General features: G+C 67.1%; 9 protein-coding genes and 1 riboswitch. Of the genes, 4 read left to right on the top strand and 5 right to left on the bottom strand.

The annotated features are described in order from the left end of the window. The coding region (yidC, locus tag Q7J26_RS00750; protein WP_304934622.1) for a membrane protein insertase YidC at window positions 1-626 on the top strand (626 nt) is incomplete at its 5' end. After that, window positions 623-1,276, top strand: coding sequence for a ribosome biogenesis GTP-binding protein YihA/YsxC (gene yihA / locus Q7J26_RS00745; protein ID WP_304934621.1), 654 nt, complete (start codon window positions 623-625; stop codon window positions 1,274-1,276). The genes yidC and yihA, both read left to right, overlap by 4 nt. Window positions 1,277-1,386: 110 nt before the next feature. Here yihA and Q7J26_RS00740 read toward each other — a convergent pair whose 3' ends face one another. Next, window positions 1,387-4,236, bottom strand: a complete 2,850-nt coding sequence (locus tag Q7J26_RS00740) for a pitrilysin family protein (protein WP_304934620.1) — start codon at window positions 4,234-4,236, stop codon at window positions 1,387-1,389. Window positions 4,237-4,431: 195 nt separating this feature from the next. On the opposite strand from Q7J26_RS00740, the gene Q7J26_RS00735 reads away from it, so the two are divergent. Further along, window positions 4,432-5,670, top strand: a complete 1,239-nt coding sequence (locus Q7J26_RS00735; RefSeq protein WP_304934619.1) for an argininosuccinate synthase — start codon at window positions 4,432-4,434, stop codon at window positions 5,668-5,670. A 24-nt stretch (window positions 5,671-5,694) separates the two neighbouring features. Continuing rightward, window positions 5,695-6,276, top strand: a complete 582-nt coding sequence (locus Q7J26_RS00730) for an NUDIX domain-containing protein (protein WP_304934618.1) — start codon at window positions 5,695-5,697, stop codon at window positions 6,274-6,276. A 15-nt stretch (window positions 6,277-6,291) separates the two neighbouring features. Here the strand turns inward: Q7J26_RS00730 and Q7J26_RS00725 are convergent, their stop codons facing one another. The 4 genes from Q7J26_RS00725 to Q7J26_RS00710 all read right to left on the bottom strand — a co-directional run bounded on the left by Q7J26_RS00725 (window position 6,292) and on the right by Q7J26_RS00710 (window position 10,691). Continuing rightward, entirely contained in the window at window positions 6,292-7,602 is a 1,311-nt protein-coding gene (locus tag Q7J26_RS00725; RefSeq protein WP_304934617.1) for a sorbosone dehydrogenase family protein, read from the bottom strand. A 50-nt stretch (window positions 7,603-7,652) separates the two neighbouring features. Then, window positions 7,653-8,216 carry a TMEM165/GDT1 family protein gene (locus tag Q7J26_RS00720; protein ID WP_304934616.1) on the bottom strand — a complete coding sequence of 188 codons (564 nt, stop codon included), beginning with the start codon at window positions 8,214-8,216 and terminating at the stop codon, window positions 7,653-7,655. 80 nt (window positions 8,217-8,296) lie between these two features. Then, window positions 8,297-8,430, bottom strand: a riboswitch (yybP-ykoY riboswitch). Window positions 8,431-8,487: 57 nt separating this feature from the next. Further along, window positions 8,488-9,807, bottom strand: coding sequence for an acetyl-CoA hydrolase/transferase family protein (locus Q7J26_RS00715; RefSeq protein ID WP_304934615.1), 1,320 nt, complete (start codon window positions 9,805-9,807; stop codon window positions 8,488-8,490). 86 nt (window positions 9,808-9,893) lie between these two features. Further along, window positions 9,894-10,691, bottom strand: a complete 798-nt coding sequence (locus tag Q7J26_RS00710; protein WP_304934614.1) for a phosphatase PAP2 family protein — start codon at window positions 10,689-10,691, stop codon at window positions 9,894-9,896. Window positions 10,692-10,802: the final 111 nt, after the last annotated feature.

The following is a 10,802-nucleotide window of genomic DNA, read 5'->3' as shown; positions in this document are numbered from 1 at the left end:
AGAGCTACGAGTCGCTCACCAAGATGAAGAAGGTGCAGCCCCAGATCGAGGAGCTGCGCAAGAAATACAAGGACGACCCGGCCAAGCAGCAGCAGGAGCTTTTGGGTCTCTACAAGAGCGAGAAGATCAATCCGCTGACGGGCTGCCTGCCCATGCTGCTGCAAATCCCGGTCTTCTACGCCCTGTACAAGGTGCTGACCGTCACCATCGAAATGCGCCACCAACCCTTCCTGGGCTTCATCAACGACCTGTCGGCGCGTGACCCTTCGGTGGTGTGGAACCTGTTCGGCCTGATCCCCTGGGATCCGGCGACCCTGCCCCTGCTGGGCGGCCTGTTGGTCGGTCCTCTGGGCATCGGTCTGCTGGCGGTGGCTTACGGCCTGACCATGTGGCTGCAGACGGCGATGAACCCGCCGGCGGCCGATCCGGTCCAGCGCCAGATCTTCCAGTTCATGCCGCTGGTCTTCACCTTCATCATGGCCCCGTTCGCGGCCGGCCTGCTGGTCTACTGGGCCTGGTCGAACGTGCTGACCATTCTGCAGCAGTATTACATCATGCACCGCTACAAGGCCGAGAACCCCATCGACGACTTCATCGCCCGTATCCGGAAGACGAAGGCCGCGTGATCGACGAAACCGACTTCACGCCCGAAGAGATCGAGGCCGCGCGGATCCTGTTCGCGCGACCGGCGACCTTCATCATGGGCGCGGCCAAGATCGAGCAACTGCCTGAGCCTGACCTGCCCGAGATCGCCTTCGCCGGCCGGTCCAACGTCGGCAAGTCCAGCCTGATCAACGGCCTGGTCGGGATGCACAAGCTGGCCCGCGCCTCGAACGAGCCGGGTCGGACGCGCGAGGTCAACTTCTTCGACCTGGACGGCCGGATGCGTCTGGTCGACCTGCCCGGCTACGGCTGGGCCAAGGCGTCCAAGACCACGGTGCGTAAATTCCAGGACCTGGGCCGCGACTATCTGCGGGGCCGGGTGACGCTGAAGCGGGTCTATCTGCTGATCGACAGCCGCCATGGGCTGAAGAGCGTGGACAAGGAGGCGCTGGACGCCCTGGACCTCGCCGCCGTCAGCTATCAGATCGTCCTGACCAAGGCCGACAAGCTGAAGAAGGGCGAAGGCGAGGCCGTTCAGGAGGCCACGCTGAAGGCCATCTCCAAACGCCCCGCCGCCTTCCCGGTGGTGCTTCTGACGTCGTCCGAGAAGGGGCTGGGCCTGCCCGAACTGCGCGCCGAGATCATGCGCACGACCGGCGCGACGATCGACTGACTTTACATACGCATCGTAACCCACGGGCTTGAGAGCCTTTGGTCATCGCGAAAAGAAGAAGGCCCGGAGATCGCTCTCCGGGCCTTCGTCGTTTCAGCTTGTCGCCGGCTCTACTGGGCGGCTGGAGCCGCCGAGCGGACTTCGACCGGCAGGCCCAGGGCGTCGAGCTGAGGCTTGACCACCGAGGCGTCGCCGACGACCACCCAGACGAAGCGCGACGGGTCGAGCGCCGCCTTGGCGGCGGCGTCCAGTTCGGCCGCCGTCAGGGCGTTGGTGCGCGCCGCGACGGTTTCCGGATAGTCGTCCGGACGACCCAGCAGGTCGTTGGTGCGCATGGCGCCCAGAACTGCCGCCGAGGTCTCGTAGCTGCCGGCCAGGCGGCGGGTGTTGCCGTTGACGGTGCGTTCCAGCTCGGCCGGGGTCACGCCCTTGCCGCCCTTCAGGAAGTCGTTGAACTGAAGGTTCAGCGCGGCGATGGCCGGGCCGGTCTGGTCGGCCTGGACCGGGGCGGTGACCAGATAGGGCACGCGGCCGGCGAAGCCGGCGACCGAGGCGTTGACGCCGTAGGACCAGCCCTTGGTCTCGCGCAGGTCGGAGTTGATGCGTGACAGGAAGTCGTTGCCCAGCACATTGTTCGCTGCGTTGAACACCAGCAGGTCGTCGGTGCCCTGGGCGGCCAGAACCTCGCCGCCCATGATGTAGGACTGGGGCGACTGCGGCCGGTCGATCAGGACGATCCTGGACGTGGTGGCGGGGATCGGGGCCGAAAAGTCCTTCACCCCCTTGGCGGCCGTGGGCGCGGTCCAGGTTCCGAAACCGGCTTCCAGCACCGGGGCGATCTCCGACAGGGGCTTGTCCGAGACCACGAAGATCTTGGCGTTGTCCGGTCGGATCCACTCGGCGTAGTCGGCGCGGATGTCGGCCTCGGTGATGGCCTTTACGCTGGCTTCGTCGCCGTTGCCGCTGAAGGGGCGGCCATAGGGGTTGGACGATCCGTACATCAGTTCCGGCAGGGCGCGGCTGGCCAGGGCCGCCGGTTGGGTCCGTTCGGCGGCGATGCGCGACAGGCGGGTGGCGCGCAGACGCTCCAGTTCCGAACTGGCGAAGGCCGGGTTGCGGACCACATCGGCCAGCAGGGCGACCGACGGCTTTAGATTTGGCGTCACGGCCGACAGTTGGACCACCGAACGGTCCATCGAGGCGCCGGTCGAGATGGTGGCGCCGAGGGCTTCCTGGGCTTCAGCCAGCTGGGTCGCATTCATCATGTGCGTGCCCTCGTCCATCAGGTCCAGCATCAGGCTTTGCAGACCCAGTTTCGATGCGTCGTCCGCGGCCAGGCCGGCGTCGAAGTCGATCGCGATCTTGGTCGCCGGCACGGCGTCACGGTGGGCGTAGACCACCTCGACGCCGTTCGACAGGCGGGTGCGCTGGACCGACGGGAAGTCGACGTTGGCGACGGCGGCGATCTCGGGCTTGGGCATGCGGGCCACACGCTCGATCGGCGGTGCGGGGGTGTGGTTGGCTCCCGACGGCGCCTCGGCCGCCTCTTCATAGGCTTCGCGCTCGCCCGGCAGGGTCGTCAGCGTATAGGCCGGACGGGTCAGCCATTTCTGCATCGCCGCCTGGACCTGGGCCGGGGTCACCGCCGCATAGGCCTGGAGCTCCTTCTTGTAGTGCTCCGGATCGCCGGCGTAGAGCTGGCCCTCGGCCAGGGCGACGGCCTTGCCGCCGAAGCCGCCGACCTGTTCCAGCCCCTGGACGGTGTTCGAGACATACTGGGTCTTGACCCGCTCCACCTCGGCCGCGGTCGGGCCGTCTGCGATCAGGCCGTTCAGGATCTCACGTGCGCGGGCTTCTACGGCGGCGGGATCTTCGCCAGGCTTAACGTCGATTTGAATCTGGAAGATGCCGACGCGGTGCAGAGCGATATTGCCAGCGCCGACCGATACAGCCGTCTGCTCGCCGCGCACCAACTCGTTGTCCAGCCGTGATGAGGCTAGGCCCCCCAACACCGAGGCGGCAACACTAAGCGGCACGGAATCCGCGTCAAGCATGCTCGGCACGACCCAACTCATCTGAATGCGCGCGTTGGAAACGCGGTCTTGCGTCGTCTCGTTGACCGGAGCGGGCAGAGTGGGGACCTCAGCCGGGACCGGATGATTGACGGGGCCGCGCGGGATGGGGCCGAAATATTTCTGGGTCAATTCACGCGCCTTGGCGGGCGTGATGTCTCCGGCCAGGACCAGGACGGAATTGTTCGGGCCATAGTTGGAGCGGAACCAGTCGCGCACCGTCTCCATCGAGGCCGCGTCCAGATCAGCCATCGAACCGATCGTCGAGTGGCGATAGGGGTGGCCTTCGGGGAACAGGGCCTCCAGCTGTTTGTACCAGTTCAGGCCGTACGGCTGGTTGTCACCCTGACGTTTCTCGTTCTGGACGACGCCGCGTTGCAGGTCGAGCGTCTCCTGGGTGATGGCGCCCAGCATGTAGCCCATGCGGTCGCTTTCCATGAACAGGGCCTGTTCCAGCGCCGGGGTCGGGACGGTCTCGAAATAGTTGGTGCGGTCGAACGAGGTGGTGCCGTTCATGTCCGTCGCGCCCATGTTGCGCATCGGGGTGAAATAGCTGCCCGGCGCATTCTCGGACCCGCCGAACATCAGGTGCTCGAACAGGTGGGCGAAGCCGGTCTTGCCGGCCGGCTCGTCCTTGGAGCCCACATTATACCAGACCGACACGGCCACGACCGGGGCCTTGTGGTCCTCGTGGACCAGGACGGTCAGGCCGTTGTCGAGGGTGAATTTGGTGTAGGGAATATCGACTTCGGCGACCAGTTCGGACACTGGCGCGGCCTGAACCGCAGGCGCGAACGCCGGCGCCTGTGCGGCGGGCGCCGAGGCCCAGACCGGAGTGGAGACCGCCAGCAGGGCGGCCGCGGCGACGAGGGAACCTGCACGGCGCATGGAATGACATCCTTTGATTACAGCTGGAACGGACCATAACGACGGTCGATGCGCAGGCAACGCGACCCATTGAACATGAACAAAGCTTCATGTTCGCGCGCCCGAGCCCCGGAAAAGGTTGCATCGCCGGACCCCCGGTCTTATGCGCGCGTCAACTCCCCGATCCCTGCTGCTGAGTTTACCGAAAGAGCCGCCATGTCCGCCCCCGCCGACAAGCCCATCAAGAAGGTCGTCCTCGCCTATTCGGGCGGGCTGGACACCTCGATCATCCTGAAGTGGCTGCAGACTGAATATAACGCCGAGGTCGTGACCTTCACCGCCGACCTGGGCCAGGGCGAGGAGCTTGGCCCGGCGCGCGAGAAGGCGCTGAAGCTGGGCATCAAGCCCGAGAACATCTTCATCGACGACCTGCGCGAAGAGTTCGTGCGCGACTTCGTCTTCCCGATGTTCCGCGCCAATGCGCAATATGAGGGCGACTATCTGCTGGGCACCTCCATCGCCCGCCCGCTGATCTCCAAGCGCCAGATCGAGATCGCCCGTCAGGTCGGCGCCGACGCCGTCTGTCACGGCGCGACCGGCAAGGGCAACGACCAGGTCCGCTTCGAACTGGGCTACTACGCCCTGGAGCCCGACATCCGCGTCATCGCCCCCTGGCGCGAATGGGAGTTCCGCAGCCGCGAGGCCCTGCTGGACTTCGCCGAGAAGAACCAGATCCCGATCGCCAAGGACAAGCGCGGCGAGGCGCCCTTCAGCGTCGACGCCAACCTTCTGCACTCGTCCTCCGAGGGCAAGGTGCTGGAGGACCCGGCGGTCGAGGCCCCCGAGTTCGTCCACCAGCGCACCATTTCGCCGGAAGACGCGCCGGACGTGGCCACGGTCATCGAGATCGGCTTCGAGAAGGGCGACGCTGTGTCGATCAACGGCGAGGCCATGAGCCCGGCCACGATCCTGACCGCCCTGAACCAGTACGGCCACGACAACGGCGTCGGCCGTCTGGATCTGGTCGAGAACCGTTTCGTCGGCATGAAGTCGCGCGGCGTCTATGAGACCCCTGGCGGCACGATCCTGATCGCGGCGCACCGCGGCATTGAAAGCATCACCCTGGACGGCGGCTCCATGCACCTGAAAGACCAGCTGATGCCGAAATACGCCGAGCTGATCTACAACGGCTTCTGGTTCTCGCCCGAGCGCGAGATGCTGCAGGCCGCCATCGACCTGAGCCAGGAAAAGGTCTCCGGTACGGTCAAGGTCAAGCTCTACAAGGGCAATGTCTCGGTCATCGGCCGCGAGAGCCCCAATAGCCTGTACGACCAGGATCTGGTGACCTTCGAGGAAGGCGTCCAGGCCTATGACCACAAGGACGCCGCCGGCTTCATCAAGCTGAATGCGCTGCGCCTGCGCGTCCTCGCCAAGCGCGACGCCCGCAAGGCCTAGCGCCAGACCGCCCGAGGGAAGCCGATGACCGTCAAGGACCGCGTCAGGATCCATGAGACTCGGCTTCTCTCGGACAACTGGTATGTGCTGAAGACGACCCGGTTCGACTGGAAGCGGCGCGACGGAACCTGGCAGACCCAGGACCGGGAACATTATGACCGGGGCAATGGCGCGGTGCTGCTGCCCTATAATCCGGCGGCGCGCACCGTGCTGCTGGTGCGACAGTTCCGGTTGCCGGCCTATCTGAACGGCTATGACGATCTGCTGATCGAGGCGGCGGCCGGTCTGCTGGACGACGCCGAGCCCGAGGTGCGGATCCGCGCCGAGGTCGAGGAGGAGCTGGGTTATCGCCTCGGCGCGGTGCGCAAGGTGTTCGAGGCCTTCATGAGCCCCGGTTCCGTCACCGAAATCCTGCACTTCTTCGTCGCCGAATATGACGCGACCATGCGGATCGGCGACGGCGGCGGCCATCCGGACGAGGGCGAGGACATCGAGGTGCTGGAGCCCACGCTGGACGAAGCCCTGGCCATGATCGCCGACGGCCGCATCCGCGACGCCAAGACCATCATGCTGTTGCAGCATCTGGCTTTGACGCTTCGGACGTAAGCGCGCCGATCCGGTCTAGTCGGCGATCTCTGACCGGGCGATCCTGAGGATCGCCCGGCTGCGGTCGTCCGTGACCCAGATCGACCCGTCGGCGGCGACCGCCAGAACCACCGGCGAGCCGCGCGGCTGGCGACCCGCGACTGTGTCCCAGCCCGGCGTCAGCACCTTGCCGCGCACGCTGGGCGCGCCGGCCGGATAGGGCAGGGCGCCGCGCGGATAGATGGCGTAGCGTCCGCCGATGTCGGTCAGGGGGCGGCCCTGCGCGTCGGTCTCGGCCGCCACGATCCGTCCAGCGGCGCGACGATAGCCGTGCCAGCTCATCAACAGCCGGCCACGCAGTTCGGGGAACATCGCCCCTTCATAATAGATCAGGTCCAGGGGCGCCGCGTGCGGCGGCAAGAGGGCGACCGGTCGGTCGCGCCGGTCGCACCGCGCCTGTCCCGCGCTCCAGCCCGGCAGGGGCGTCGCCAGATCCACGCAATAGGGCCAGCCGTAATGGCCGCCCTGACGCAGGACATTGATCTCGTCATACGGATGGTCGGGCGTGGTCAGGTCGACTGAGTTCTCGCCCTGCAGGATCGTCCCCGACCGATGCCGCACCAGGGCGATGGAGTTGCGCAGGCCCGAGGCGAAGACCGTGCTGTCCTGCGCCCACCGGCCGTCGCCCAGATAGGCGTGACGGCGCACCTGGGCGGTTCGGGCGCTGTCGGCGCACTGGCGCGAGGCGTCGGTTCGCGGCCGCCCCCGCGCGTCCAGACAACGGTCGCTGGGCGCCCCGACATTGACCAGCAGGGCGCCGTCCGCGTCGAAGACGAAGCTGGACAGGGGGTGGCGATTGTCGTGCAGCCGGTTGTCCGGCAGGTCGCCGATCACGGTCCGCACCGTCGCCGCCGGATCGGCCGCGTCGGGGTCCAGGGTCAGGATGCGGTTCATCTCGGACACATAGATTCTTCCGTCCGGTCCCCGCGCCACCGTGTGCGGCATGGAAAGCCCCTGGGCCAGTCGGCGCCAGCGCGCCGCGCCGTCCGCACCGAACGACAGCCGCCAGACCGCGCCGCGTCCCGCCTCCCATCCGCCCAGGTCGGTGACCAGCCAGTCGCCGCCGGACAGGGGCAGCAGGCCGCGCGGCATCCGAGGGCCGTCATTCCCCACGCCCTGCCAGACCAGGCCCAGACAATAGCCCGGCGCCATCCGCACCGTGGTCGCGGGCCGCCCGCCGCAGTCCCCGTCCACAGCATAGGCGCGCGAGGCGGCTTTGGCGCCGGACGGGAGGCTCAGCAGGGCGAGCGCGAGGAGCGGAAGCAAGGGGCGGATGTGACGGCGCATGGCCTCTTGGTAAGGCCAGGCCGGACAGATTGCGAGCCTCGGGGGCAGCCCTATGGGGCGAACAGGATCCACAGACCGGTCGCGGCGAAGCCCACAGCGGCGGCAAGACGGATCCATTTCAGCGGCAGTTTCTTCGCCGCCGTCTCGCCCAGCAGGACGGCGGGGCCGTTGACCAGCATCATGCCCAGGGTCGATCCGGCCACGACCAGGGGCAGGTTCTCGAACCGGGCGGCCAGCATGGCGGTGGCGACCTGTGTCTTGTCGCCCATCTCGATCAGGAAGAAGGCCGAGGCGGTGGTCCAGAAGATGGCCCAGAAGCCGCGCTGAACCTCGCCCTTCTGTTCGTCCAGCGTATCGGGGATCAGGGCCCAGGCGGCGAAGCCCAGGAAGGCGACGCCGACGATCCAGCGCATCCATTCGCCGGTGATGAAATGGGCCAGAACCGTGCCGGCCAGGGCGGCGAAGGCGTGGTTCAGCAGGGTGGCGGCGAGAATGCCCAGAATGATGGGCGTCGGCCGTCGCCAGGTCGCCGCCATAACGATGGACAGCAACATGGTCTTGTCCCCGATCTCCGCGATGCAGACCAGGCCGGTCGAGATCAGAAAGGCTTCCAAGAAGGAACCTGTGTGCGCGGGAGCCTCGGCGGACGGACCTGTGGCGTTCGCAGCCGGGGCCCGCGTGGACATCCCTGCGAAAGCCGCCGGTCTTGCCGTGATCCGGACCCTGAAGGGCCTCGGACCGTTCCCGCGCCATCCTCTCCGGGAGAGGAAGTATGTTGACGCGAGCCCCGCTGATCGCTGCGGGCGGCTACTCCCCGATGACGAGGCGGGGTTTAGGCCGCGCCGTCGGAAATGAAAAGTCGATAACGACTCGCAAGCTTGGGGTTCAGATCAGTCCCTGCCGTCCCGCCTCCGCCGTCAGGTCGTCGCGGAACTGGGGCGCGGCCAGGGCGATCAGGGCGCGCGCCCGCTCGCTGGTCGACTTGCCCTTCAGGTTGGTCCAGCCGTGTTCGGTGACGATGATATGGACGTCGTTGCGGGGCGTGGTGACGGGGCCGTCCAGCCGGGCGACGATGCGCGAACAGGTCCCCTTGGCCGCCGTCGCATGACAGGCGATGATCGACTGGCCGCCGTCGGAGCCATAGGCGCCGCGCACGAAGTCCAGCTGTCCGCCCGAGGCGGTGAACTGGCGCCCGTTCAGGAACTCCGAACAGCAGGCGCCGCTCAGATCGATCTGAAGCGTGGCGTTGACCGAGACCATCTTGGCGTTACGCGCGATCACCGCCGGGTCGTTCACATAGGAGACCGGACGCGCCTCCAGGCCGCGATTGCCGTCCAGGAAGTCATAGGTGTTCTGGTCGCCCATCGAGAAGGCGAAGACCCCGACGCCGGGGTGCAGGGTCTTGCGGGCGTGGTTGGCCACCCCGGCCTGCATCAGCTCGACCAGGCCCGGCGTCAGCATCTCGGTATGGACCCCCAGGTCGCGGTGGTCCTTCAGGGCGTCGCAGACGGCGTTGGGCAGGGCGCCGATCCCCATCTGCAGCGTCGCTCCATCCTCGACCAAGCCTGCGATGATCCGGCCGATGGCGAGGTCGGCCGGCTGGGGCTCGGCCCTGGGCACGACCAGCAGGGGGGCGGCGTGTTCGACGATCCCGGCGACCTTCGACACATGGACGGTGCAGTCGCCGAATACCCGCGGCATGTGCGGATTGACCTCGACGATGAGGGTCCGGGCCGTCTCCGACACCGGCTTGGCGTAGTCCGTGTTGGTCCCGAACGAGAAGAAGCCGTCGGCGTCCATCGGCGAGACGGTGCAGACTAGGGTGTCGACGCCGACCTCGTCGCACAGCAGCCGGGGCGACTGCTGGAAGCCGGTCGGGATGAACTGGACCGGATTGGGCCGCCCCTCCTCGAAGGCGCGCTGCTCCAGCCGGCGTTCGACGGCGCTGTGGAACAGGCTCCACGGCCGGATCCGGTCCATCAACTCGTAGCGCAGCACGGTGTCGCCGGCGATAGCGGTGCTGAGCAGATAATAGAGGTTCACATCCTCGACCTCGCCGCGCTCGGCGCGTTCGGCCAGGGCCTTCAGCAGGGCGGGGGGCTGGGACACGCCCAGGCCCATGGCGACCTTGGCGCCGGACCGGATCAGGGCGGCGGCCTGGTCCGGCGTCTTCAGGCGTTCGGCATAGAGGGCGGCATGGTCCATGGCGTATCTCCCGTCTGCGCGCCGCCCTGTTCAGATCGAGGCGACGTCGTCCGACAGACTATCCTGCGCTCAGGGCCGAGGCGGGCCTAGACTTTGGTCGGGCCGCTCATAGTTTCCAGTTCTGGCGTCTCGGGCTCCATCGGCGTCGGTTCGTCCTGCAGGGGCGCCTGATGACGCTTCTGCCAACGCGCGATCCCATAGGCGACCAGCCACAGGACCATGGCCCAGGCCGAGCCCACCGCCCAACCGGCGAAGACGTCGGTCGCCCAGTGGGCCCCCAGATAGATGCGGGTCAGCCCCACCAGCAGGGCCATCAGAATGCCGACCCCCAGGACGAAGACCTTGAACCTCTGTCGCGGAAAGGCCCGCGTCAGCATGACGGCGACACTGAGGTAGAAGACCGTCGCCAGCAGGGCGTGGCCGGAGGGGAAGCTGGCGTTGATCGTCTCGACCGCCTGCATGGTCTGGGGCGGACGTTCGCGTTCGAACACCGCCTTCAGTCCCTCGCTCAGCATCACGCCGCCCACCAGACCCAGGGCCAACAGCAGGGACGACAGCCATTTCCTCTGGCTGATCAGGAAGACGATGACGATCAGGGCGAACAGGCCCAGCACCGAAATGCCGCCCAGCGAGGTGATGTCGGCCGCCGCCTCCTTCAGCCACCACGGCCCCCAGGGCCGGCCGGGGTCGTCGGCGTAGGGGCGCAACAGGGCCAGGACCTGATGGTCGAAGGCCTGGCCGTCGGCCTCCGTCATGTCGTCGGCGATCTCGACGAAGCTCATGACGCCGACAGCGGCGACGAACAGGGCCGTCAAAGCGGCGATTTCGGTTCGCGCGACCGTCAGGGCGCGTATCAAAAAGGGACGGAATTCTGAAACGGTCATGGACGGGCCAAACGGCCAAGCTCGCCCTATGTTCCGATCACGCGTTCGTGATACCGCAGCTGCGAAGGGCGACGAGCGGTTTGCTGGCTTGCTGGCTGGATTTTCCCCAGG

Source organism: Brevundimonas sp. (assembly GCF_030656255.1).
GTDB lineage: Bacteria > Pseudomonadota > Alphaproteobacteria > Caulobacterales > Caulobacteraceae > Brevundimonas.
The sequence above is the reverse complement of the archived record's forward strand: the minus strand, read 5'-3'. Positions and strand labels throughout refer to the sequence as shown.